This is a genomic window from Cellulomonas sp. JH27-2, assembly GCF_014837175.1.
Taxonomy (GTDB): Bacteria; Actinomycetota; Actinomycetes; order Actinomycetales; family Cellulomonadaceae; genus Cellulomonas.
In genome coordinates this window covers 162,914-188,288 of record NZ_JACYFR010000005.1, presented here as the reverse complement: position 1 = coordinate 188,288, position 25,375 = coordinate 162,914, and the positions used below count along the sequence as shown (strand labels likewise).

The following is a 25,375-nucleotide window of genomic DNA, read 5'->3' as shown; positions in this document are numbered from 1 at the left end:
TCGTGTGGGGCGGGGTGCAGGGCACGCGGTGGGGCGAGGTCGGTGGACCCCGCCCCACCGGGGCGTCACTTGACCGTGAAGCCCTGCTGGTTGCCGTAGTCGATCGACGCCTTCTGCCAGGCGGCCAGGCCGTCGGTCAGCGTCGTGCTCGACACGTAGGCCTTGCCGACCGTGTCGTTGAAGATGCTGTTCGAGTAGACCTGGAACGGCAGGTACTGCCAGCCCGTGACGACGTCCGCAGCGGACTGCGCCAGCACCTCGTTGACCTTCTGGCCTCCGAAGTACGGGAACTCCTTGTTCTTGAACGCGTCGGAGTTCAGGTCCGCCGTCGTGGCGGGGAAGGCACCGCCGTCGATGCGGGTCTGCACACCATCACCGGCGTTGGCGTACTTGATGAAGGCGTAGGCCAGGTCGGCGTTCTTCGACGCGGCGGGCACGGCCAGCGAGCTGCCGCCGTTCTCCGACGACGCCGTCTCGCCCTCGGTCCACTGCGGCATGGGCGCGACGGCCCACTTGCCGGAGCCGTCCGGCACGCCGGACTCGAGGTTCGCCGGCATCCAGGCGCCGATCGTCAGCGTGGCGATCGTCCCGTTGCCGAGGCCCTGGTACCACTCGTCGCTCCACGAGCTGGTGGGCGCAAGGAGCTTCTCGTCGATGAGCTTCTGCCAGAACGTCGCGAACTTGGCCGAACCCGGGTCGGTGAAGTCGATGCCGACGTTGGTGCCGTCGACCGTGTACGGCTTGCCGCCGGCCTGCCAGATCATCGACGTCGTGAACCCGGCGTCACCGGTGTCGTTGGCGATGTACGCCTTCGGGTCGGCCTTGTGCAGCGCGCGCGCCGCCTCGAGGTACTGGTCCCAGGTCTTGGGCACCTCGATCTTGTACTTGTCGAACAGCTCCTTGTTGTAGAACAGCGCCATCGGGCCCGAGTCCATCGGCAGGCCGTAGATGCCGTCGCCCTGCTTCACCGAGGCCCACGGCCCGGGAGTGAAGGTGCCGTCCAGGTCCTTCGCGCCCATCGGCGCCAGGTCCGTCAGGGACTTCGCGATGGCGAACTGCGGCAGCGCGTAGTACTCGATCTGCGCGACGTCCGGCACGCCGCTGCCGGCGGCGATGGCGTTCTGCAGCGCGGTGTACTGGTCGTTGCCGGTGCCGGCGTTGACCAGGTCGACGGTGACGTCGGGGTTGGCCGCCTCGAACTTCGTCACGACGTCCTTCAGGGTGGGCTCCCAGGCCCAGACCGTGATCTTGCCCGACAGGTGGCCCGAGTCGGCGGACGCGCCGTCGGTGGCCGTGCTGCTGGCGTCGTCCGACCCGCCGCCGCACGCGGCGAGGGTCAGGCTCAGGGCTCCGGCGGCCGCCGCGATGCGCAGCGTGCGACGGAACGTCGACGTGGTGGTCATGCGAGTCCTCTCACTTCTTCGTCAAGGGATTCTTGGTGTGGTTCGGGTGGATCGGTCGTGCGGTTGATGACGTCACCATCGGGCAGGCGACGCCCGTCGTGGGGGCCGTCCGGGTCACTCCTTGACCGAGCCCGCCGCCAGACCTGACTGCCAGTACCGCTGCAGGAACAGGAAGGCGACGATCAGGGGCAGGATGGTGAGCACGGAGCCGGTGATGACGAGGTTGAAGATCGCCTCGCCGCCCGCGGTGGCGGCCTGGGCGTTCCAGGCGTTGAGCCCCAGGGTGAGCGGGTACCACGAGGGGTCCTTGAGCATGATCAGCGGCAGGAAGTAGTTGTTCCAGGTCGCGACCATGGTGAACAGCAGCACCGTGACGATGCCGGGGGCGAGCAGCGGCAGGCAGATCTGCGCGAACGTGCGGACCTCGCTCGCGCCGTCCATGCGGGCCGCCTCGAGCAGCTCCGTGGGGATGGCCTCCGCGGCGAACGTCCACATGAGGTACAGCCCGAACGGCGAGATCAGCGACGGGATGATGACGGCCCAGGGCGTGTTCGTCAGCCCCATCTTGCTGAACATGAGGAACGTCGGGACCGCGAGCGCGGTCCCGGGGACCGCCACGGCGCCGATGACGATCGCGAACACGGCCCGCTTGCCGGAGAAGCTGAACTTGGCCAGCGCATAGCCGCCCAGGACGGCCAGCAGCGTGGCTCCGCCGGCGCCGAGCACGACGTACAGCACGGTGTTGCCGAGCCAACGCAGGAAGATGCCGTTGTCGTAGGTCACCGTGTCGACGATGTTGTCCCACAGGTTGAACCCGTCGCCGAACCACAGGCCGAACGAGCTGAACAGGTCGCTCTGCGACTTGGTCGCGTTGATGAGCAGCCACGCGAGCGGGAGCAGCGCGTAGACGAGGACGACGCCCGTCATCACGGTGAGCAGCCAGCTCTTGCGCGGGCGGCGCTCGGTCACGGGCTTCCTGCCCGTGCGCAGCAGGCTGGGCGCGTTGCGGCGCGCCGGACGGACGGTCGCGGTGGGCGATGCGGTGGCCACGGTCATGCCTCCTTGCGCATGCCGCGCAGCTGGACCACGTAGGCGATGACCATGGTGATGATCCCCATGATGATCGCGACGGTGGCCGAGTAGTTGTACTGCTGGCCGGAGAAGGACAGCGAGTACGCGTACAGGTTGGGGGTGAAGTAGGTGGAGATCGCGTTGGGCGCCAGGCTCTTGAGGATGCTGGGCTCGTTGAAGAGCTGGAAGCTGCCGATGATCGAGAAGATCGTGGCAATCACCAGCGCGCCGCGGATGGCGGGGATCTTGATGGACCGGATGACGCGCCACTGGCCGGCGCCGTCGATCTCCGCGGCCTCGTAGAGGGTCGCGGGCACCACGCGCAGCGCCGAGTAGAAGATCAGCATGTTGTAGCCGACGAACTCCCAGGTCACGATGTTGCCGATCGAGGCCAGCACCCAGTCCGGCGACAGCGGGTTGGGCAGCGACGTGCCGAACGCGTCGTTGATGTTGCCGATGAGCCCGAACCGGCTGCCGTACATGAAGCCCCACATGAGGGTCGCGACGACGGCGGGGACGGCGTACGGCAGGAAGATCGAGATGCGGAAGAAGTTGCGCCCGTACAGCCGGCCGGAGTCGAGGGCCAGCGCAACGAGCAGCGCGATGCCGAGCATGATCGGCACCTGCACCACCAGGAACAGCGCCACCCGCCAGAACGCGTCCCAGAACTTCGGGTCGCTGAGCGCGGCGGTGTAGTTGTCGAACCCGACGAACGAGTTGCCGCCGACGAGCTGCTGGCGGAACAGGCTCAAGTAGATCGAGTACGCGATCGGCGCCAGGAAGACGAGGGCGAAGACGATCATGAACGGCCCGACGAAACCCCAGCCGACCCATGAACGGCGCGACCGGCGCACCTTGCGCTGCCCGGTCGGCGCCGCGGGCACCATCGGCGCCGTTGCCACCTCAGCCACGTCCCACTCCCTCGTGCGGATCCTTCGTGCGATGCTCATGTTTACGTCACCATCGCGCCCTGCACCGACAGTTCCACGGCCCACGCAACGGTGTCAACTCGCCGCCGGTCACAAAATGGTGACGTTGCCACCCCGCTGGCAATCGATCGATGGTGACGTCGCCATCCGCGTCACGATCGCTCCCGTGGTGACGTCGCCATGGCTATGCTGCCGCCATGCCCAGCGCAGAGCCACCGCAGGACACCCCGGTCTCGAGCAGCACGGGCCGGCGCCGCGCCGGCCCGTCGATCGGCGACGTCGCGAAGATCGCCGGCCTGTCCCCCCAGACGGTCTCCCGCGTCTCGACGGGAGCACTCAACGTGCGGCCCGAGACGCGCCAGCGCGTCCTCGACGCGATGGAGAAGGTGGGCTACTCCCCCAACAACGCGGCCCGCGCCCTGCGGTACGGCAGCTTCCGCACCATCGGCCTCGTCGCCCACCGCCTGTCCCGCACCGGGGAGTCGCGGACCATGGAGGCCGTCGTCGAGGCGGCGCGCCGCGAGCGCTACACGGTGACGCTGGTCGACGTGGAGAGCCCGTCGTCACAGGACGTCGACGAGGCGGTCCAGCGTCTGACGCACCAGTCGATCGACGGCCTCGTCATCATCCGCGCAGAGACCGCCACCCCCACCGCCCTCGCGCTGCCGCCCCGCCTGCCCGTCGTGGTCTCCGACTCCCGGTTCGTCGGCCACCACCCCGCGGTCGGCGCCGACCAGACCTCCGGCACCACGGCCGCCGTGCGGCACCTGCTCGACCTGGGCCACGCGACGGTCCACCACCTGGCCGGGCCGGACGACTCCGGCCCCGCCGAGCAGCGCGTCCAGGCGTGGAAGGCCGCACTGACCGACGCCGGCCGCCCGGTGCCCGCGCCACTGGTCGGAGACTGGTCCGCACGCTCGGGCTTCGACCTGGGCCGGCGGATCGCCGACGACCCGGCCGTCACCGCCGTGTTCTGTGCCAACGACGAGATGGCGGCCGGTCTGGTGCGCGCCCTGTCCGAGGCGGGACGGCGCGTCCCCGACGACGTCTCGGTGGTCGGGTTCGACGACATCCCGCTGGCCGACTACCTGTGGCCGCCGCTGACGACGGTCCACCAGGACTTCACACAGATCGGCGAGGGCCTGGTCGACCTGCTGATGCGCCAGATCCGCGACGGCGTCCAGCTCGTGGACGAGCACGTCTCGATCCCGACGCACCTCGTGGTCCGGGCCAGCACCGCTCCGCCACGCTGACACCCCGCCCGCGCGGGCGCGTCGTGCACCTGCACCTCACGCGGGCGCGCGATCGGGTGGCACCAGCCAGCTCACGGACCGGGCGACGTCCGCGGCGCGGAGCCACTCGTGCCGTTCGGAGCGGGGGTCGCGCTCGTCGTCGCGCCACGCGACCATGACGTGCGTCCGCGTCCAGCGCACCGCCCGCGCCGGCCGCCACTCCTCCACGCCGTCCGCCCACACCACGTGCGCGATCACCGGCAGGTCACCCGTCGGGCGCAGGGGTACGTGCTCAGGGATGTCGTGGTTGGCGACGACGCGTTCGGACCTCACTCGCGCATCGTATCGAACAATTGTTCGAGCGTCATCGCTCCGATGCGCGCGGTGATGACGCAGGTAAGGTCTGCAGGGATGAGCGCGGAGCCGCAGGGGACGCCGACCGCGACCGCCGCACCGAGCAGCGCGTACCGCCGCATCCCCCGCCGCCGGAGCCGCGGCGACGCGCGGTCCGCCTGGGTGTTCCTGGCGGTCGTGCTCGTCGGCCTGTCCTTCGCCACGGTCGCCGACGAGACCATGACCGGCATCAGCCAGGACACGCAGGCCGGGCTCGCGCGCGTCCCCCAGGCGATGCTGCTCGTGTTCCTGCTCCTGGTGCAGGTCGCGTACGTCGCCGCGCTGCTGGTCACGCCGCTGGTCCTGGCGTTCCGGCGCAGCTTCGCGCTGATCGGCCGCGGCGCCGCGGCCCTCTTCCTCGGCGTCGTCGTGTTCCGGCTGCTCGAGCAGATCCCCGGCGTGCGGACGTCGGGCGCCGCGCTCGAGCCGGGACAGGGCAGGCTCGCGATCGCATGGCCGTCGACCGGCGCGGTCGCGGCCTGCGCCGCGCTCGCCGCGGCCACGACGCACGGCCTGTCGCGGCGGTGGCAGCGCGCGGTGTGGACGTTCCTGGGTGTGCTCGCGGTGCTGCGGGTGCTGACGGCCAGCTCGGCGCCGCTGGATGTCGTCCTGGCGCTGGGCGCCGGGGGCCTGACCGGGTCGTGCCTGGTGCTGGCGCTCGGACGCCCCGCGGCCGTGCTGACGGCGGCCGGCGTGCGGACGGCGCTGACGGAGTCAGGTCTGGCGGTCGACGACGTCAGCCCGGCGCACCTGCCGTCGGCGTGGTCGTTCCGCGCCCGGACGCCCGACGGCCTCGTCGACGTCAAGGTTCTCGACGAGCACGACTGGAGCACCGCGCGCCTGGACCAGACCTACCGCCGGCTGCGTTGGCGCGACGTCGGCGACGACGCGCTGGCGCCGACCCCCGCACAGGCCGCCACGGTCGAAGCGATGTCCGGCCTGCTCGCCGCGTCGCGCGGAGTGCACGTGCCGGCCGTCCGCGCCGTCACGCAGGCACCGCGCGGCGAGTCGATCCTGGCGGTCGACCACATCCACGGACGGACGCTGGCCTCCCTCGACGTCGACCGGCTCACCGACGACGTCCTGCACGACGCCTGGTCGCAGGTCGCGCTGCTGCGCACCGCCCGCATCGCCCACCGCCACCTCGACCTGTCGTGCCTCGTGCTCGGGCCCGACCGTCGTGTCTGGGTGACTGCTCTCGACCGCGCCCTGCCCGGCGCCCACGACCGCATCCTGGCGTGGGACGTCGCCGAGCTGCTGGCCGCGATGTCGGCACGGGTCGGGCCGGCGCGCGCGGTTACGGCCGCACGCACGGCGCTGCCCGACGAGGTCCTCGGCGCGGCGCTGCCACGCCTGGTCCCCTCGGCGCTGACGGCCCCGACGCGGGCCGCGCTCAAGGCGGAGGGCGCCGACACGATCACGGCGCTCAGCGACGAGGTGTGCCGCGTGACCGGCGTCGAGCGGCCCACGCTCGAGGACGTCACCCGGTTCAAGCCGCGCACGCTCGTGACGGCCGCGGCGATCGCGGTGGCCGTCTACTTCCTGGCTCCCCAGCTGACCGACCTGCCGGCCACCATCCACGCGCTGGGCGGGGTGCACTGGGCATGGGTTCCCGCGGTCGTCGTCGCGTCCGCGGCGACCTACGTCGGCGCGGCCCTGGGCCTGGCCGGCGGGACGCCCGGGCGGATCCCGGTGCCGGAGGCGGCCGGCGTCGCGCTCGCGTCGTCGTTCGTCGCGACGTTCGCCCCGCCGGGCGTCGGGCAGGTAGGGCTCAACATCCGCTACCTGCAGAAGCGCGGTCTGCCGACCCCCGTCGCGGTCTCCGCGAGCGCGGCGAAGGAGACCGCCGTGCTGGTCGTCCACCTCTCGCTCCTGGTCGCGTTCGCGATCCTGGCCGGGTCCACGGGCGTGATCGCCGACGAGCTGGGCAAGCTCCCGCCCGCGGGGGTGGTCCTGGCTGTGGTCGGGTCGATCCTCGCGCTCGTCGGCCTGACCCTCGCCCTGCCCCGCGTCCGCGCGGTGATCCGCGACCGTGTGGTCCCGGCGCTGCGGGCGTCGACCGACGCGATGCGCGAGGTCATGTCCGACCCCGTGAAGATCACCACGTTGTTTCTCGGCGTCGCCCTGCTGCCGCTCGGGTACGCGATGTGCCTGTACCTGTCGGTGCGCGCGCTGGGCGAGAGCACGCCCGTGGTGGCCGTCGTGCTCGTGTCGCTGACCGCGGGGACCGTCGCGACGGCGGCGCCGACGCCGGGTGGCATCGGCGCCGTCGAGGCGGTCCTGCTCGCGTCGCTGACCGGGCTGGGCATCCCGTCGGCCACCGCCCTGGCCGTCGTGCTGCTCTACCGCCTGGCGACGTTCTGGCTGCCCATCGCGCCCGGCGCGTGGGCGTTCCGCTCGCTCACGGCCCGCGGCGTCCTGTAGCGCGACCCGTACGCGGCCGGCTCCGCCCCCGAGCAGCGGTGGCTGCATGGATGGTTGCAGCGCTCGCGCCCACGGAGGGCACGCGCACCGCAACCATGGGTGCAACCACGGCAGCGGCGCCGCTCGAGCGGGCGCCCGGTCAGCGGGGCGTGTACGCGCCGGCGGCGATGTCCTCCAGCAGGGTCGGGTGGGTGGGCTCCCAGCCCAGCAGCTCGCGCGTGCGGGCGTTGGACGCGGGGACGTCGAGGCCGAAGAAGCCGCCGATCCAGCCGAAGTGAGCGGCGGCCTCCTCGGGCGCGATCGACGCGGTCGGGACGCCGAGCGCCTCACCCAGCGCCGCCGCGATGACGCGCGTCTCGATGCCCTCCTCCGCGACGCCGTGCACGACCGAGCCCGCGGGCGCCTTCTCGAGCGCCAGCCGGACCATCGTCGCGACGTCGAGCCGGTGCACGGCCGTCCAGCGGTTGGTGCCGTCGCCGACGTAGCCGGCGACGCCGGTGCGCTGCGCGATGCCGGCCAGCACCGCGACGAACCCGTGGTCACCACCCTGCCCGTGGACGGTGGGCGCGAAGCGCAGCGCGACGGGCCGGATGCCGCGCTCGACGAACGACACGGCCAGCGCCTCGCTCCCGCCGCGCATCGCGTCCGGTCCGCTGAACGGCGACGCATCGGCCTCGGTCAGCGGCCGCCCCAGCCCCGGGATGGCCGTGCCCGACGCGAGCAGCAGCGCCCGGCCGCTGCCCTCGAGGACGTCGCCGAACGCCTCGACGGCGGCGCGCTCGGCCACGCCGGACGCCGCGTAGTTGTCGAAGTCGTGCTTGAACGCGAGGTGGATGACGGCGTCGGCCTGCTCTGCGCCCGCTCGCAGGCTGTCGAGGTCGTCGAGGTCGCCGCGCTGGACGACCGCGCCCTTGCTCTCGACGGCGGCGGCCGAGGCGTCGGAGCGTGCCAGCCCGACGACCTCGTGGCCGTTCGCCAGCAGCTCGTCGACGACCGCCGACCCGATCCAGCCCGATGCTCCGGTGACGAAGACGCGCATGAGTTCCTCCTTCGTGCGCCGACATCCCGGTGATGTCAGCGCCTGTCATCAACAGTACGCCTGTTGTCAGCGACTGTCATCACAGGCCGGTTCCCACCTAGACTGCGCTCATGGGTCGCTGGGAACCGGACGCGCGCGGGCGCATGGCACGCGCCGCGCTCGAGCTGTACGCCGAGCGCGGCTACGAGCAGACGACGGCCGCCGACATCGCGGACCGGGCCGGCGTCACGGAGCGCACGTTCTTCCGCCACTTCGCCGACAAGCGCGAGGTCCTGTTCGACGGCTCGTCCCAGCTCCAGGCGGCGGTCGTCGCCAGCATCGCCGAGGCGGACGGCGGCGCACCGCTCGACGTTGCCTGCGGCGCGTTCGTCGCCGCGGCCCCGATCCTGGAGGAACGCCGCGACCACGCCCGGCGACGCGCCGCAGTGATCGCGGCGCACACGAGCCTCCAGGAGCGCGAGCTGCTGAAGATGTCGACGTTGGCGACGGCCGCCGCGGACGCGCTGCGAGAGCGCGGCGTCCGCACGCCCGACGCGCAGGTCGCAGCGCAGACCGCGGTCGGCCTGTTCGGGATCGGGTTCGAGCGCTGGGTCGCGGCCGACGACGGCACGTCGCTCGCCGAGCAGATCACGCGCGCGCTCGCCGACCTGCGCCAGCTCGCGGGTGCGCCCGCGACGTCGGGTTGAGCTCAGCTCACGCAGAACTCGTTGCCCTCGGGGTCGTGCATCACCACGAAGTAGAAGGGGTCGTCGGGATCGTCGTCGCGGGTCCGTGACCCGACCGACGCACCGAGCGCGACGAGCTCCGCGACCCGCTCCTCCACCATCTCGACCCGGCGCTCGAGCGACAGCTCGTCGTCACGGTCAGTGACGTAGAGATCCAGGTGCAGCCGGTTCTTGCCCGCCTTCGTCTCCGGCACGGCCTGGAACCAGATCGGCGGTCCCTCGCCGGTCGGGTCGAAGAGCCGGTCGACGAACGCCTCGTCGCCCCCGAGCGCCGCACGGTAGTGGCGGTCCCACGGGGTGTCACCGCCGCCGGGCGTCGGGACGTAGCCGAGCGCGCGCTGCCAGAACAGCGCCAGCCGCGCCGGGTCGTTCGCGTCGATCGTCAGCTGCCAGAACATCGTCGGCCTCCTCCGGTCTCGACGCCGCGAGGGCCCACCCACCTGCGGTGAGCGGGCCCTCGCGTCGAGCGGGTCCTACTTGACCTTGACGGTCACCGGGGCGATCGACGTGGTCCGCAGCAGCGGCGACGTCAGCTGCGCCCGCAGCGTGTAGGTCCCCTTCGTCACGCCGGTCGCGGTGTACCCGAAGGTCACCGAACCGCCGGGCGTCGGGGGTGCCGTGGTGACGACGAACTGACCGTTCGCCACGGGCGTCACGTTGGCGCCGCTGGTGCCGTCCCGGTTCTCGGCGCCCGCGCTCAGCGGGGACGTCGAGCCGGCGAGCGCACCGTAGGCGAAGGACACGTCCTCGGTGTCACCCGTCTGGAACCAGACCTGGAACTGGTTGCCGGCGGTCTTGCCGTACTCCGGGACGCCGTCGTAGTCGACGACGAGCCAGGTGTTCGTGCCGTCACCGAGCGTGCCGACGCGGATCGCGCCACCCTGCGCCGGGTTGAGGTCGGTCCAGAACGGTGCGACCACGTTGTTCGGCCGCGTCGGGTTGGGGAACGTCTGCGGCTCGCAGCAGTTGTTGTCCTCCGCCACGCCGCCACCGACGACGACGTACCCGTTGGAGTCCACCCCGATCGACGTGTAGGTCTCCGAGCCGTACTTGAACGCGGGGACCGTGAAGTTCTGGATCGTCTCGTCACCGGCGCCGGACACCGGTGCGATCCCGAACGCCGACAGCGGCAGGTAGCCACCACCCGGGGTCTCCCCCGGAGCCACCGACGTGATCGTCGGCGCCAGCGCCGCGCTGAGGGTGCCGTTCCACACGGCGCCCAGCGAGCTCTTCTTGCCCGGCTTGGCCACCTTGGTGATAGGCAGACCAGGCTGCGAGGCGACCGCGACCTTCACCGGTGCCTCGACCGGCAGGTTGTTGGTGGCCGTCACCGTGCAGTCCGTCGTGGCGCCGACGCCGATGGTCGTCGGGTCGCACGTCTGCCCGATGGTGATGGCCGCCGCGCCCGTCTTGACCGCGACCGGCAGCACCGCGGCGTTGCCCTTCGTCGGCTTCAACGTGATCTGACCGGTGTGCCAGCCGAGCGACGTGGTCGTCCCGTCGATCAGCACCGTCAGCTTCTGCTTCGCGTTGGGCGCCAGGGTGAACTTCGCCGGCGAGACCGTCAGCGACAGCCCGTCGGTCGCCGCGGCCTTGGCCGTGAACGTCTGGGTGGAGCCCGAGACGTTCTGCACCGTGCGCTTCGTGGTCACGGCGCCCGGCAGCGGGCTGACCTGGATGCTCGGCAGGTTGATGTCGATGCGGTGCAGGGAGTCCGTCAGCGCGTCGACGTAGGTCTCCTTGGTGACGTTGAACGTCACCGTCGGGGACACGGCACGGTCGGCGCGGATGGAACCGGCGCCGCGGTCGAACACACCGGCCTTGGACCCGTCGACGTTGACGACGTCCTGCACGGACGACGTCATGAGAGCCGACTTGACCTGCGCGGGCGTCCACTTGGGGTGCGCGGCGCGGACCAGCAGCGACACACCGGCCGCGTGCGGGCTCGACATCGACGTCCCGGCGATGGCCTGGAAGAGCTGACCCGCGGGACCCGCGGCCACCTCGGCCGGGGTCGGCGTGTTGCCGGCCAGGACCTGAACGCCCGGCGCGGTGACGTCGGGCTTGATGAAGTCACCGAGCGGACCGCGCGAGCTGAACCCGGCCATCACGTCGCCCTGGCTGGCCACGACCTGCCCGGTCGCCCAGGTGGCCTTCACGTCCGGGTGCGCCGCGAGGAACGCGAGCAGCTCGGCGTTGGGGCCCTCCAGGTGGATGGCGGGTAGGAAGTGGTTGTCGGTCTCGACGTCGCTGGCAGCCGGGTTGTACAGGATCATCCCCGAGGCCCCGCCGATGGCGGCGTTGTACCCCTTCTCCACGCGCCCGTTGCCGCCGCGCTCGCACACGACGACCTTGCCGATCAGCGACCCGACCGGGAAGGGCTTGTCGCACAGCTTGGTGCCGGTGTACCCGGTCACCGAGGCCGCCAGGACCACGGGCACGTCGGTCACGCCCTTGGTGAGGGTGGCACCCGTCTTGGTGAAGGTGGCACCGTCCGACGAGGTGAGGTGCAGCGTCGAGGAGAACGAGCGGTTCGACGTCGAGGCGCCGACCGTCGTCAGCCACGGCCCGGCGTGCTCGGCCGTGCTGGCCCCCGGGCCGGAGTTGCCGGCCGAGGCGTTCACGCTGATGCCCGCGGAGAACGCGTCGAGGAACGCCAGCTCCACCGGGTCGGTGTACGCCTGGGCGCCGCCGCTGATGGAGAAGTTGATGACGTCGACGCCGTCGAGGATCGCCTGCTGGATGGCCGCGACCGAGTCGGAGCCGTAGCAGCCGGCGACCGCGCAGACCTTGTACTCGATGACCGAGGCTCCGGGCGCGATGCCGCTGACCGGGCCGCGGTCCGTGCCGAGCAGCGGCGCGCTCGCGACGTAGCTGCCGGCGGCAGTCGTCGTCGTGTGCGTGCCGTGGCCGTCCGCGTCACGGGCCGAGCACCGCGTCTTGGACGTGCAGTACTCGTCGTCGCCCACCTGCCCCTGCTCGAGGCTCGTGTCCAGGAAGGCGTAGGCGCCGATGAGCTTGTTGTTGCAGGTGAACTTGGCGCCCAGGTCGGTGCCGCCGTCGCCGAACTCGCAGGCCCAGGGGCCGCCGGCCGGCTTCTTCAGCCCGACGTCCTTGAGCATCGGGTGCTCCGGCCAGATGCCGGTGTCGATGTCACCGAAGATCAGGCCCTCGCCGGCGTGGTCGCGGCCGCCGAGCGATGGCCACACCTTCTCCGCGCCGATGAACTTGGACGTGCCGTTCTCCACGCCGCTGCTCGCCGCGCTGATGAGCGTCGACGTCCCGACGGCGCTCGGCGCGCTCGCGGCCTCCACCATCGGGTGCTCGAGCGTGTCGCTCTGCACGGCCGCGACAGCCGGGATCGCGAGCAGCTTCTTCGCGCTGCTCTCGGGCAGGGTCACCGCCAGGCCGCCGTACGCGACGTTGAACGTGCCGGTGACCTTGGCCGACGGGACGAGCTTCGTGATCGCCTTCGCCGCGGCAGCCGCCTGCCCGTCGACGTGCTTGAGGTAGGCCGAGACGTTCTTGTCGCTCTTCTTGAGCGTCTTGCCCGTGACGCCCGGGCTGGTGGCCGCGAGGTCCCCGACGCCGCCCTGGTAGGCGGACGCGGAGTCGTAGTCGAGCTTGACCATGATCGTGGTCTTGGCGGTGTCGGTGCTCTTCAGCAGCTCGGGGCTGGACTTGGCGAGCTGCGCCGTGGGCGACTTAGCAGTCTCGATCGTCTTGTCGGGGGTCAGGGTGGTGCCCTTCAGGTCACCCGGATCAGGTGGCGGAGCCGCGGATCCCGGGGTCACCGCCGCCGCGACGACGAGTGCGGAGGTGGCACAGACGGTCAAGATCCGAAGTTGTCCGCGACGGTGCATCGACATCTCCCTGCTGAGGGTTACCAGTGAGTACGCTTTGCGCACCCGGGCAAACTACCCCGAGGTGCTCGAATAAGACATCCCTTGTCATACTGCTCCAGTCGGGTGAATGATGCGCACTCGCGGGTGAATCCGCCGCTGACCGGCACGGCCGACCGCACGGCCGCGCCGGTCGGCGACGGACCTGCGGTCGGGGCGCCTGTCCGCGCCGCGCCCTAGGGTCAAGACCATGACCGACGAGGCTCCCGCGTCCCTGCTGCCCACCCGGCCCGTGCTGAGCGGCTTCCACCCGGACCCGTCCGTGTGCCGCGTCGACGACACGTACTACCTGGTCAGCTCGTCGTTCGAGTACGCGCCGGGCCTGCCGATCCACCGCTCGACGGACCTGGTCACGTGGGAGCTCGTCGGGCACGCGCTCGACCGCCCGTCCCAGCTCCCCCGCGCCGGCGCCGGGTACTCCGGCGGCATCTACGCCCCGACGCTGCGCCACCACGACGGCCGGTTCTGGCTCGTCACCACCAACGTCTCCGATGGCCCGGGGCACCTGCTTGTCACCGCGGAGGACGCGGCCGGGCCGTGGTCGGAGCCGGTGCGCATCCACGACGCCGCCGGCATCGATCCGGACATCGCGTGGGACGACGCGGGCACCTGCTACCTCACGTGGTCGGACGCCGGGATCTGGCAGGCGGTCCTCGACCCGACGAGCGGCACGCTCCTGTCGGAGCCGTACCGGCTCTGGAACGGGACCGGCGGGCGCCACCCGGAGGGCCCGCACCTGCATCGCCTCGGCGCGTGGTGGTTCCTGGTGATCGCCGAGGGTGGCACCGGCGAGGGGCACGCCGTCTCGGTCGCGCGCAGCGCGTCCCCCGCCGGGCCGTTCGAGGGCGCCCCGCACAACCCGCTCCTCACCTCGCGCGGCACGGCGCTGCCCGTGCAGAACACCGGCCACGCGGACGTCGTCGAACGCCCGGGCGGCACCTGGGCCGCGCTCTACCTGGGCGTCCGGCCCGACGGCTACTTCCCCGGCTGGCACGTGCTGGGCCGCGAGACGTACGCGGTGTCCCTGGACCTGGACGACGAGGGGTGGCCGACGATCACGGGACCGATCGAGCCGGCGGACGTGCCGCCCCTCGCGTGGCGGCTGGGCGACGAGATCCCTGCCGACTGGGCGGGTGCCGGCGTCTTCCCCGCGGAGGTCCTCACGCGCACGGAGGCAGGCTGGGCGCTCGCCGCGCCCGACGAGCAGCCTGCCGAGCAGCCTCGTGAGCAGCCCCTTGAGCAGCCCGGCGAGGACCGCGTCTTCGTCGGTCACCGCCAGCGCAACACGCTCCTGAGCGCGCGCGCCGAGCTGGACGGCAGCGCCGGGACGGGCGGGCTCGAGCTGCGCCTCGACCCCGTCCACGCCGTCACGGTGGAGGTCGACGGCACCCACGCCCGAGCCGTCGCCCGCGTGGGCTCGCTGATCGAGGTCCTGGGCGAGGTGGCGGCCGGCGGCCCGACGACCGTCGAGCTGCGCGTCGTCGCGTCGCCGCACCCGCAGTACAGCCCGCGTCGGGGGCCCGACGAGATCGTCGCGTCGGTGATCGGCGCGGACGGGCCGGTCGAGCTGGGCCGGCTCGACGGGCGGTACCTGTCGACGGAGGTCGCGGGCGGTTTCACGGGCCGGTTCGTCGGGCTGGTCTGCTCGGAGGGAACGCTCGGCGTCCGCTCGTACACCTGCGACGGGTCGGAGCCGACCGCCTGACGCCCGGTCGGGGCACTGGCCGCACACGTCGCGTCGCGTCGCGCACGTGCGCGACCTGGATGTTCGCCCGAAGTTCGCCCATCCGTCCCCTGGCGTATGTCCGGTTTCGCCATCGTCGCGAACGTGAAACTCCACCCCCGCACCGTCGCGTCCCTGGCCGCCCTGACCTGCGGCGCCGCCCTTGCGCTCGCCGTCCCGAGCGTCGCGCAGGCGGCCTCCACCCCCGACGTCCGCATCACCGAGTGGATGTACAACCCGGCCAAGTCCGCGGGCGAGTACATCGAGATCACCAACGTCGGCACCTCCGCCGTCAGCCTGGCCGGGTGGTCGTTCGACGACGACAGCCGCACCCCCGGCACGGTCCCGCTCGACAGCCTCGGCACGCTCGCCCCGGGCGCGTCGGCCATCATCACCGAGTCGCCGGCCGCCACGTTCCGCAGCGACTGGGGTCTGGGCGCCGACGTCCCGGTCCTCGGCGGCAACACCACCAACCTGGGCCGCGCCGACGAGATCAACATCTTCGACGGCCCCGACGCGGCCGCCGACCTCGTCGACCGGCTCGCCTACAACGACCAGGGCACGGGTGCCGTCAAGGGCCCGCGCACGCAGGGTGTCGCGGGCGTCCCGACGACCGCCGCGGCGCTGGGCGCGAACGACGCGTCTCAGTGGCAGCTCTCCGTCGTCGGGGACGCCGAGAAGTCGTGGACGTCGTCGACCGGAGACCTCGGCTCGCCCGGGTCGAGCCGCTTCGCGACCACCGGCGGCACGCCCGGCACGGACCCGACGCCCACACCGACCCCGACTCCCACCCCGACCCCCACGCCCACGCTCACCTGTCAGCCCGAGGCCCCCGAGGGCACGGGCGCTCTCCCGGCGAAGGCGCTGACCCCCGTCGCATGGCCTGGCGCGTCGAGCGTCACGGTCGCCGACACCCAGTGCGCGTGGAAGACCGCCACCGGCCCGGAGGGTCGCGACATCAGCGGCCTCGTCTTCGACCCCAGCGACTCCCACGTCCTGTACGCGGTGAAGAACAAGAGCTGGGTGTTCCGCCTGGTCCAGAAGGACGGCCTGTGGGTCCCCGACACGACCAACGGCTGGGGCGCGGGCAAGGAGATCTTCTTCCCCGGCAGCACCGACGCGAAGACGAACCAGCCCGACTCCGAGGGCCTGACCGTCGGCCCCGACGGCGCGCTGTACGTGACGACCGAGCGCAACAACGCGGCCAACACGATCCCGCTCAACTCGATCCTGCGCATCGACCCGACCCAGTCGGGCAGCACGCTCGTCGCGACCACGCAGTGGGACCTGACCGCGGACTTCCCGGAGCTGCACGCCGGCAACAAGACCGAGGCCAACCTCGGCTTCGAGGGCGTCACGTTCGTCCCGGACAGCTACCTGGTGCAGAACGGCTTCGTCGACGCGTCCACCGGCCGCACCTACGCGCCGCGCGACTACCCGAAGCACGGCACCGGCCTGTACTTCGCCGCCCTGGAGAACGACGGCAAGCTCTACGCCTACGCACTGAACAGCGACGGCACGCAGCACCGCGTCGCCGTGGTCGACACCGGCATGGGTCACGTCATGGACGTGACCTACGACGCCGACGCGCAGCGCATCTGGGCCCTGTGCGACAACACCTGCGGCGTGACGTCGACGGTCCTGAAGGTGTCGTCGTCGGGCGCGTTCGTCCCCGAGGTCGCCTACGCCAAGCCCGCGGACCTGCCGACGAACAACCTCGAGGGCTTCGCCATCGCGCCGTCGTCCACCTGCGTGGACGGCACCAAGGCCGTGCTCTGGTCCGACGACGGCATCTACGGAGCCGGCACCGAGAGCGCGACCGAGGGCCACGCGCTGTACGCCGGTCGCATCCGCTGCGACCTGGGCCTCGGCTCGCAGGGCGTGCCCGCGCCGGCCGCCTGGAACCGCACCGCGGTCTACACGGCCGGCGAGGTCGTGAGCTACGGCGGCTCCGTGTTCCGCGCGCAGTGGTGGACGTCGGGCGACACGCCCGGCTCCAGCGCGTACGGCTCGTGGGAGCAGATCGTCTCCGCGACCGACGGCACCGCGGTGTGGACCGCGTCGCGCGTCTTCGTCGCCGGCGACGTGGTCCGCTACGACGGCCACGACTACCGCGCCCAGTGGTGGACCCGCAACCAGACCCCGGGTACCCCCTACGGCCCGTGGACGCTCGTCGGCTGACGAACCCGTCGATCCAGCAGCGTCCGGTCACCCGCGGTGACCGGACGCTGCTGCGTTCGGGGGCCTTGACGACTGCACTTGTTTTTTGCAAGTGTGGTCCTCGTCACCCACGAACCACATCGAGAGCGAGACCGTCATGAGCCAGATGTTCGTCAACCTGCCGGTGAACGACCTGGAGCGCGCGAAGGCGTTCTACGAGGCGCTCGGCTTCCGCATCAACCCGCAGTTCACCGACCACAACGCCGCCTGCGTCATCGTGGAGGAGGACCACAGCTACTTCATGATCCTGGTCCGCGACTACCTGCAGACGTTCACGGACCTCCCCCTCGGCGACCCCGCGGTCAACCCGACGACGGCCACGGCGATCTTCGTCGAGAGCCGCGAGGCCGTCGACACGAAGGTCGCCGACGGCCTCGCCGCCGGCGGCTCGGAGGCCCGACCCGCGTCCGACTACGGCTTCATGTACCAGCGCCAGCTCACCGACCCCGACGGCAACATCCTCGAGTTCGGCTGGATGGACCCGGTCGCCGCAGCCCAGGGCCCCGAGGCGTACGCCGCACAGCAGGCCTGAGTCCCGTGGCCGCGCGCGAGTACGGGCAGTACTGCGGCGTCACGCGAGCCCTCGAGCTCGTGGGCGAGCGCTGGGCGCTGCTCATCGTGCGCGACCTGCTCGTCGGGCCGCGCCGCTACGGAGAGCTCGCCGCGGGCCTGCCCCGCATCCCGAGCAACATCCTGGCGGCGCGGCTCAAAGAGCTGCAGGGCGCTGGCATCATCCGGCGCGCGCCCCGCTCGCGCATCATCATCTACGAGCTCACGCCGTACGGCCGCGAGCTCGAGCCGGTGGTGCTCGCGCTCGGCGCCTGGGGGTTCAAGGCGATGGGCGACCCGCGCGACGAGCAGGTCATCACGCCCGACTCGATGACGATGGCGCTGCGGACCGCCTTTCGACCCTCCGTTGCGCTTGAGCTGCCGCCGACGGCGTACTTCGCGCGGCTCGGGCCGGCGGACCTGCTGGTGCGCGTCGACGGGCCGGACCTGCGCGTCACGCCGGGCGACGGGCCGGCCGACCTGGCCTTCGCCGCCGGACCGGACATCCGGCGCGTGATCTCCGGCGAGCTGGCACCCGAGCACGCGATCGCGTCGGGCGTCGTCGAGGTGCTGCGCGGGCCCGACGACCTGCTCGGCCGTTTCGCGCGCACGTTCCACCTGGCGGCGTGAGGGTCAGGGCTTGACGAAGGGCGCGAGCGCGGTGACGAACCGCACGAGGTCGTCCTCGTCGGAGTAGACGTGAACGGCGGCCCGCACCAACGTGATGCCGTCGTGCTCCCCGACCCAAGCCCGCACGCCAGCCGCCTCCAGCGCCGCGTCCACGCGCTCCCGTGTCGCGCCGGGAACGACGAACGCGCGCAGCCGAGGCGCCAGCAGATCCGGCTCGACGGCGGGTTGCAGTCCGACGTGAGCGGCGTGGTCTCCGAGCCTCTCGGCCAACGCCTCGGCTCGTGCGATCACGCCCGACCGCCGCCAACGCTCTAGCTCGTCGAGCGCCGCCGGTACCGCCAGCATGGGCGCCGGGTCCCACGTCCCGCGCCACGAGAACCGCTCGACCAGATCCGGTGACTCGCGGCGCAGCGCGACGAGCGCGGGGTACGCATCGACGCGCGCCTCGTCGGACACCCACACGAACCCTGACGGGCGCGGCCCCGACAACCACTTGTGCAGCGTGCCGAACACGGCCGCCGCACCCTCGAGCCCGTCGAACCTGTCGTGCCCGACCACGTGCGCGGCGTCGACCACCACATCCACGCCATGCGCGCGGGCGAGGTCGACGATGTCGGCGACCGGCGCGCGCATGGCTGTCGGCGAGGAGATCGCGGAGACGACGAGCACCCGGGCGCCGGGCATCGCCGCACCTAGCACCTCGAGCAACGCCGCCTGCGAGGTCGGTACGGGCACGTCTACGACGTCGACCCGCGCCCCGGCCCGTGCGCAGGCCACACGCCAAGCCTCGACGACCGACGAGTACTCGGTCGACGCGAGCACCACGCGCTCCCCCGCCCGCAACGGCCACGATGCGGCCAACGCGTTCGACGACTCGGTCGCGTTACTCGTCATCGCAATCTCGCCACCGGAGAGCCCCAGCTCTTCGCGGACGCGACCGGCCACGTGCGCGAGCCGCGGAGCCAGCCCCGCGCCCAACGCGGTTGCGGTGTCGAGCTCGAGGTCAGCGCGCAGCTCGTCGGCATAGGCCATCAGGGCGCGCGTCGGCGCGCCGTACGACGCGTGGTTCAGGTGACTGACCGCACGATCGAGGAGGAACCTGCTCGTGACGTCGCGATCCATCCGCCTACTCTCTCCTGCCCCAGCGCGCCCACATCAAGGTGTGCGCCGGAGACGCGAAAGCGAGCGCGCGCAGCGTGTAGCGGATGGGCCAGCGACTGATCAGCGACTACGCGCCCAATCCGAAGTACCGATCAAAGAACGCCGTGAGCGCGTCGAGCACCCGCTGCTTCTTCTCACCGTGGTCGCCGCCCGGCGAGAAGCGCGACACGGGCGGCAAGATTCGAGTCACGGCGCTCCCTGCGCGCGGGATCGACCCGTCGCGGAACGCGGCGTCGACGAAATTATGCGTCGGCTCCGGTCGGAGGTTCTCCGCGGCGATGATCGCGTCGAGCTCGGCCTTGCGCCGCGCCGCGACGAAAGCCTGCCACTCTGCGTCGATCTCGCCGTCGGTGGTCACCGAGTCGACGAAGTCCTCGATGAGGTCCTTCTTGTTGCGCAGCGAGGGCGAGGAGTCGACCGCGCGCGAGATCTCGGCGCGGATCTCCTTGTCCTGCCCGTCGCCGCGGGCGTCGCGGTACCGCTGGACGAGCATGAGGATGTAGTCGACGTTGATCTCGACCTGCTTGACGAGCTCGATCTCGAAGACGACGTCGTCGGTGATCGACTCCTTGTCGGCGTCCTTGCCCCTACGAAACTCGGCGTACAGGTCGAGGTAGACGCTGCGGTAGTCCTGGGACTGGCGCGGGGTAAGGATCTCGTGGCCGGCGAAGTCGTCGAACGAGCTCAGGATGTTCGTCAGCCGCAGGATCGCACCGAACAGCTCGATGAACGCCTTCTGCTCGCTTTCGCTGGCAATGACCTGCCCGAGGGGGAAGCGCTCGAGCAGCTCGGTGACCCTGTTCGCGTAGTCGCCGTAGTACTCGGCGTAGGGCTTGAGCAGCACGACCCCGCGCGCGTCCTTATTGCTGAACAGTGCGATAGCGTCGTTGGTCGCGTCCTCCAGGTCCCGGAACGAGACGATGTTGCCGTACGTCTTGACCGAGTTGAGGATCCGGTTGGTCCGCGAGTACGCCTGGATCAGGCCGTGCGCGCGCAGGTTCTTGTCGACGAACAGCGTGTTCAGCGTCGTGGCGTCGAAGCCGGTGAGGAACATGTTCACGACGATGACTAGGTCGATCTCGCGGTTCTTCAACCGCAGCGACAGGTCCTTGTAGTAGTTCTGGAATCTCTCGGCGCTCGTGTCGAACGACGTGTGGAACGTGTCGTTGTAGTCCTGGATCGCGTCCTCGAGGAACTGCCGGGCGTCTGACGACAAGGCACCGGTGTCGAAGCCCTCGTCCTCCAGCGCGCCGTCCTCGACCGGGTCGTTGGCGCCGTAGGAGTAGATCAGCCCGACCTTGAGCCGCTTGTCCGACGGCACGTCCTGCTGCTGGACCGCGAACTGGTTGTAGTAGATCCGCGCCGCCTCGATCGACGCCGTGGCAAACAGCGCGTTGAACCCCCGCACGCGCCTGTCCCCGAGCGTGTAGGAGGAGTTGCGGCGGGTCTTCTGGTCGAAGTGCGCCAGCGTGTAGGAGACGACCTTGCGCACCCGCTCGGTGGCGAGGAGCGCCTTCTCGGTGTCGATGGCGGACACCTGCTTGTCGATCACCGAACCCACCCGCACGGTGTTCACGTAGTCGATGCGGAACGGCAGTACGTTCCGGTCGGTGATCGCGTCGACGATCGTGTAAGTGTGCAACTTGTCGCCGAACGCCTGCTCGGTGGTCTTGAGTTGCACGTTCCCGCCGGACGACGAGTTCTCGGCGAAGATCGGGGTGCCGGTGAACCCGAAAAGGTTGTACCGCTTGAACGCCTTGGTGATCGCGGTGTGCATGTCCCCAAACTGCGAGCGGTGGCACTCGTCGAAGATCAGCACCACGCGCCCCGAGTAGATCGCGTGGCCCTTGTTCTTCGCGATGAACGTGGCCAGCTTCTGGATCGTCGTGATGATGATCCGCGCGCCCGGGTCCTCGAGCTGCTTCTTCAGCACCGCCGTCGAGGTGTTGGAGTTCGCGGCGCCCTTCTCGAACCGGTCGTACTCGCGCATGGTCTGGTAGTCGAGGTCCTTGCGGTCGACGACGAACAGCACCTTGTCGACCGAGGGCAACCGCGAGGCGAGCTGCGCCGCCTTGAACGATGTAAGTGTCTTGCCGGACCCGGTCGTGTGCCACACGTACCCGCCGGCCGCGACCGTGCCGAGGGTCTTGTAGTTGGTCGAGATCTCGACCTTCGACAAAATCCGCTCAGTCGCAACGATCTGGTACGGCCGCATCACGAGCAGCAACCGGTCCGCGGTCAGCACGCAGTACTTGGTCAAAATGTTGAGCAGCGTGTGCTTGGCGAAGAACGTGCGCGCGAATGCCGTCAGGTCCTGAATCGGCTTGTTCGTCGCGTCCGCCCACCACGAAGTGAACTCGAACGAGTTCGACATCTTGCGCACCCGCTTCGATCCCGACGTGTCCGCCAGGTGCTGGCGGCGGGTCGTGTTCGAGTAGTACTTCGTGTGCGTGCCGTTCGAGATGACGAACAGCTGCACGTACTCGAAGAGTCCGGACCCCGCCCAGAAAGAATCGCGCTGGTAGCGGTCGATCTGGTTGAACGCCTCCCGGATGTCCACCCCGCGCCGCTTGAGCTCGACGTGCACCATCGGCAGGCCGTTGACTAGGACTGTTACGTCGTACCGGTTCGCGAAGGTGCCGCCACCATCGCCGCCGGCCGCGACCTCGTACTGGTTGAGCACCTGCAGGCGGTTGTTGTGGACGTGCTGCTTGTCGATCAGCACCACGTTCTTCACCGACCCATCGTCGCGGGTCAGCAGCTGCACGTGGTCCTCGTGCAACCGCGCCGTCTTCTCCACGATCCCGTCGTTCGCCCCCGCGATCCGCTCGGTGAAGAAGCGCGACCACTCCGCGTCCGAGAATGTGATCCCGTTCAGCGCCTCCAGCTGCGCGCGCAGGTTCGCAACGAGGTCCGACTCCGAGGAGAGGGTCAGGTACTCGTACGCCTGCGACCGCAGCAGCCGAATCAGCTCACGCTCGAGGTCAGCCTCCGACTGGTACGACGACCCCGACGACGCATCCGGCGTACACTCCGCGACGACCGTCGACTCGCTCGACACCGCGATCGGGTCGAACCGCCGCACCTCACCCTCACTCACGCCCCGAGCTCCTTGAACGTCAGCAACCGATCCCGGTAGTACTCGTACTGCGTGCGCCGCGCCGCAAGCTCCGTGGGGAGCCCGATGGACAGGTCCGACACCAGCACATCGAAGGCGTCGAGCATCTCGACGCTCCGGTCCTGCTCGACGCGACCAAGAATCGGGATTGGGATCCGGTTCAAGTTCGCCTGGTTCAGCTTGGGTTGTGTGCCGCCAGTTACGTACGAAGAAATGTCCACGGTAGCGAGGTAGTGAAACAACCACCGAAGATTGAGCCGCTCATCTGAGGCCTGCAGCACGTGCGCGTGGTTGTTGACCCAAATCTTGCCGCTTGCCCAGTTGAGCACCGGCGCGCCGTGGGCATTCTTGACACTCCCGTCTTCGCCGACCAGGAGGTAGGTGCCGTCAAAGATGAATTCCTCTACGTAGTCCTGAACGCCGTTCGCGCCGTAGTAAGGAAACCGTCCCGACTTTCGATCGGAGCGCGTGACCGGGCGACGAAGGCGATCGAAGTTGGTTACGCACTCACCGAGAGTGATCCAGGACGCCGAAGAAGCAGCGGCCATCGCTCGATGGAGGTAGTGCGCGTACTGACGGCGTCGGGCCTCCAGCTCCGCCTCCAGCTCCGCCTCCAGCTCCGCCTCCAGCTCCGTGAAGGTGTCGAGGCTCCGCACGATCTCCCGCTGCACCTCCATCGGCGGCACCGGAACGCGGTACTCGCGGATCATCTTGAGGTTCAGGCCACCGCGTGTTCCGTCGCCCAACGATACGTCTCGCAGCTGCTTATATTGGGTGGTGAGGAAGTAGTAGAGGAAGTCGCTATTGATCCGTGGGCCACACACGATCGCGCAAAGTGATTGGTTCGTGCACAGTTCGATTCGAGTGCGCGCGACTGTCCCGCGAGTCTTTCCCTGGCCAGCAAGCGCGATCGCTACGGCGCCTGCCGGGACCATGCGCGTACTGCACGAGTCGTACCCAGCCTGTGTGATGAGCGTTTCGGTGTGGTTGACCGTGCCCTTGTTGACTTCTCCCGAGTTCATCCACGGGATCGTTCCGTCCTCCCAGTAGGCGCTCACGCCGCGGGCCGGGGTGGCGCCAGCGATACATTCCGCGAGTGCTCCGATCGCGGTGAACGCCACGCCGTTCGGACACAGTTCCGCAAGCAAGTCGTCGATTCGGCTCACTTCGCACCCTCGAGGTCGGCGACGATGGCGTCGATCTGGGTGCGGAGCTCGGCTTGGCGGGTGACGATGCGGGCGATCTCGGCGTTGAGTGCGGTGATGTCAACGGTCTCGCGAGTGTCTTCCTGCTCGACGTAGGAGGACACGGCGATGTTGTAGCCGTTGGCGGCGATCTCGTCGTTTGGGACCAACTTGGTGAAGTGGTCAACGTCGGTCCGATCGGTGAACGCCTGCAGGATGACGTCGCGGTGCGGCTCGTCGAGCCGATTCTTGTTGCCCACACGAATGAACTGGGCGGACGCATCGATGAACTGGACGGCGTTGTCGGCCCTGGACTTCTTGAGCACGATGATGCAGGTAGCGATCGTGGTGCCGAAGAACAGGTCGGGCGGGAGCTGGATGACGGTATCGACGTAGTTGTTGTCGATCAGGTACTTGCGGATCTTGGCCTCGGCACCGCCGCGGTAGAGCACCCCGGGGAACTCGACGATCGCGGCGGTGCCGTCGACGGCAAGCCAGGACAGCATGTGCATCGTGAACGCCAGGTCGGCCTTCGACTTCGGGGCCAGCACGCCGGCGGGGGCGAACCGGGGGTCGTTGATGAGAAGCGGATTCGCGTCTCCGTCCCACTTGATGGAGTAGGGCGGGTTGGACACGATCGCCTCGAACGGCTCGTCGTCCCAATGCGCCGGATCGAGCAGGGTGTCGCCGTGGGCGAGGTTGAACTTCTCGTAGTTCACGTCGTGCAGGAACATGTTTATCCGCGCGAGGTTATAGGTGGTCAGGTTAATCTCCTGGCCGTAGAAGCCCTGGCGCACGTTGTCCTTGCCGAGCACCTTGGCGAACTTCAGCAGCAGCGAACCGGACCCACACGCCGGGTCGTACACCTTGTTCACGCTCGTCTTGCCGACCACCGTGATTCTGGCCAGCAGCTCGGACACCTCCTGCGGGGTGTAGTACTCGCCGCCGGACTTGCCGGCCTGTGAGGCGTACATCTGCATCAGGTACTCGTAGGCGTCGCCGAACAGGTCGATCGAATTGTCCTGGAAACCCCCGAGCGGCAGGTCGCCGATCGCGTCGAGCAGCTTGACGAGCTTCTCGTTGCGCTTGGCGACGGTCGGCCCGAGCTTCGAGCTGTTGACGTCGAGGTCGTCGAACAGTCCCTTGATGTCGTCCTCGCTGTCGGCACCCATCGCCGAGGCCTGGATGTTGCCGAACACCCGAGCGAGGGTCTCGTTGAGGTTGGCGTCGCGCGGGGCACGCTCGCGTACGTTCGCGAACAGGTCGGACGGAGCGATGTAGAAGCCCTTCTCCGCGACGGTCTCCTTGCGACCGAACTCCGCCTCACGGTCGGGCAGCCGCCGGTAGTCGAAGTCCGGGTTACCCGCCTCGCGCTCACCGGCGTCGATGTAGGCGGCGAGGTTCTCCGAGATGTACCGGTAGAACAGTATCCCCAACACGTAGGACTTGAAGTCCCAGCCGTCCACGCTTCCGCGCAGGTCGTTGGCAATGCGCCAGATGGTCTTGTGGAGCTCGGCGCGCTGCGCCTGGCTCGTCGTCGGGGTCAACGTCGTCTCCTCGTCGTGCTGCTCGCGCACACTCCGCGCGGCTCGACCTCACCGTATCTGCGACCACCGACGCTGTGCGGTACCGACGCCGGGTTAGGCGCCGGTAGTCGTAGACCTCACTCGAG

At 70.0% G+C, this 25,375-nt stretch carries 18 protein-coding genes; 7 read left to right on the top strand and 11 right to left on the bottom strand.

Annotation, left to right across the window (positions count from 1 at the left end; translation table 11 throughout):
• Positions 1-65 precede the first annotated feature (65 nt).
• From IC607_RS15350 to IC607_RS15340, 3 genes are all read right to left on the bottom strand, one after another.
• On the bottom strand, positions 66-1,403 hold the full coding sequence (locus IC607_RS15350; protein ID WP_191788280.1) for an ABC transporter substrate-binding protein: 1,338 nt from the start codon (positions 1,401-1,403) through the stop codon (positions 66-68).
• 114 nt (positions 1,404-1,517) lie between these two features.
• Entirely contained in the window at positions 1,518-2,459 is a 942-nt protein-coding gene (locus tag IC607_RS15345) for a carbohydrate ABC transporter permease (RefSeq protein WP_191788279.1), read from the bottom strand.
• On the bottom strand, positions 2,456-3,361 hold the full coding sequence (locus IC607_RS15340) for a carbohydrate ABC transporter permease (protein WP_191788410.1): 906 nt from the start codon (positions 3,359-3,361) through the stop codon (positions 2,456-2,458). The genes IC607_RS15345 and IC607_RS15340 overlap by 4 nt, the downstream gene beginning before the upstream one ends.
• 239 nt (positions 3,362-3,600) lie before the next feature.
• On the opposite strand from IC607_RS15340, the gene IC607_RS15335 reads away from it, so the two are divergent.
• Complete coding sequence (locus IC607_RS15335; protein WP_191788278.1) at positions 3,601-4,656, top strand: LacI family DNA-binding transcriptional regulator; 1,056 nt, start codon at positions 3,601-3,603, stop codon at positions 4,654-4,656.
• Positions 4,657-4,692: 36 nt separating this feature from the next.
• Here IC607_RS15335 and IC607_RS15330 read toward each other — a convergent pair whose 3' ends face one another.
• Positions 4,693-4,968 carry a hypothetical protein gene (locus IC607_RS15330; RefSeq protein WP_191788277.1) on the bottom strand — a complete coding sequence of 92 codons (276 nt, stop codon included), beginning with the start codon at positions 4,966-4,968 and terminating at the stop codon, positions 4,693-4,695.
• Positions 4,969-5,046: 78 nt separating this feature from the next.
• Here IC607_RS15330 and IC607_RS15325 point away from each other — a divergent pair, with 78 nt between their 5' ends.
• Entirely contained in the window at positions 5,047-7,452 is a 2,406-nt protein-coding gene (locus IC607_RS15325) for a lysylphosphatidylglycerol synthase transmembrane domain-containing protein (protein WP_191788276.1), read from the top strand.
• A gap of 139 nt (positions 7,453-7,591) precedes the next feature.
• Here the strand turns inward: IC607_RS15325 and IC607_RS15320 are convergent, their stop codons facing one another.
• Positions 7,592-8,491: an SDR family oxidoreductase gene (locus IC607_RS15320; RefSeq protein WP_191788275.1), complete on the bottom strand. Its 900-nt coding sequence runs from the start codon at positions 8,489-8,491 to the stop codon at positions 7,592-7,594.
• A 110-nt stretch (positions 8,492-8,601) separates the two neighbouring features.
• On the opposite strand from IC607_RS15320, the gene IC607_RS15315 reads away from it, so the two are divergent.
• Positions 8,602-9,177: a TetR/AcrR family transcriptional regulator gene (locus IC607_RS15315; RefSeq protein WP_191788274.1), complete on the top strand. Its 576-nt coding sequence runs from the start codon at positions 8,602-8,604 to the stop codon at positions 9,175-9,177.
• A gap of 2 nt (positions 9,178-9,179) precedes the next feature.
• On the opposite strand, the gene IC607_RS15310 is transcribed toward IC607_RS15315, so the two are convergent.
• Both IC607_RS15310 and IC607_RS15305 read right to left on the bottom strand, forming a co-directional pair.
• Positions 9,180-9,614, bottom strand: a complete 435-nt coding sequence (locus tag IC607_RS15310; protein ID WP_191788273.1) for a VOC family protein — start codon at positions 9,612-9,614, stop codon at positions 9,180-9,182.
• 75 nt (positions 9,615-9,689) lie between these two features.
• A complete protein-coding gene (locus IC607_RS15305; RefSeq protein ID WP_191788272.1) occupies positions 9,690-13,052 on the bottom strand; it encodes a S8 family serine peptidase in 3,363 nt (1,120 codons plus the stop codon).
• Between the two features lie 256 nt (positions 13,053-13,308).
• Between IC607_RS15305 and IC607_RS15300 the strand changes: the two genes are divergently transcribed.
• The 4 genes from IC607_RS15300 to IC607_RS15285 all read left to right on the top strand — a co-directional run bounded on the left by IC607_RS15300 (position 13,309) and on the right by IC607_RS15285 (position 18,240).
• Complete coding sequence (locus IC607_RS15300; RefSeq protein WP_191788271.1) at positions 13,309-14,823, top strand: glycoside hydrolase family 43 protein; 1,515 nt, start codon at positions 13,309-13,311, stop codon at positions 14,821-14,823.
• A 123-nt stretch (positions 14,824-14,946) separates the two neighbouring features.
• The gene (locus IC607_RS15295) at positions 14,947-17,022 is read left to right on the top strand and encodes a carbohydrate-binding protein (RefSeq protein ID WP_370526305.1); all 2,076 of its coding nucleotides are present in this window, start codon (positions 14,947-14,949) and stop codon (positions 17,020-17,022) included.
• 136 nt (positions 17,023-17,158) lie between these two features.
• On the top strand, positions 17,159-17,593 hold the full coding sequence (locus IC607_RS15290; protein WP_191788270.1) for a VOC family protein: 435 nt from the start codon (positions 17,159-17,161) through the stop codon (positions 17,591-17,593).
• A 5-nt stretch (positions 17,594-17,598) separates the two neighbouring features.
• Positions 17,599-18,240, top strand: coding sequence for a helix-turn-helix domain-containing protein (locus tag IC607_RS15285; RefSeq protein ID WP_191788269.1), 642 nt, complete (start codon positions 17,599-17,601; stop codon positions 18,238-18,240).
• 3 nt (positions 18,241-18,243) lie between these two features.
• Here the strand turns inward: IC607_RS15285 and IC607_RS15280 are convergent, their stop codons facing one another.
• The 4 genes from IC607_RS15280 to IC607_RS15265 form a co-directional block, all read right to left on the bottom strand.
• A complete protein-coding gene (locus tag IC607_RS15280) occupies positions 18,244-19,362 on the bottom strand; it encodes an aminotransferase class V-fold PLP-dependent enzyme (RefSeq protein ID WP_191788268.1) in 1,119 nt (372 codons plus the stop codon).
• A gap of 106 nt (positions 19,363-19,468) precedes the next feature.
• On the bottom strand, positions 19,469-22,501 hold the full coding sequence (locus tag IC607_RS15275) for a type I restriction endonuclease subunit R (protein WP_191788267.1): 3,033 nt from the start codon (positions 22,499-22,501) through the stop codon (positions 19,469-19,471).
• Positions 22,498-23,685 carry a restriction endonuclease subunit S gene (locus tag IC607_RS15270; protein WP_191788266.1) on the bottom strand — a complete coding sequence of 396 codons (1,188 nt, stop codon included), beginning with the start codon at positions 23,683-23,685 and terminating at the stop codon, positions 22,498-22,500. The genes IC607_RS15275 and IC607_RS15270 overlap by 4 nt, the downstream gene beginning before the upstream one ends.
• The gene (locus IC607_RS15265; protein WP_191788265.1) at positions 23,682-25,250 is read right to left on the bottom strand and encodes a type I restriction-modification system subunit M; all 1,569 of its coding nucleotides are present in this window, start codon (positions 25,248-25,250) and stop codon (positions 23,682-23,684) included. The genes IC607_RS15270 and IC607_RS15265 overlap by 4 nt, the downstream gene beginning before the upstream one ends.
• Between the last annotated feature and the right edge of the window lie 125 nt (positions 25,251-25,375).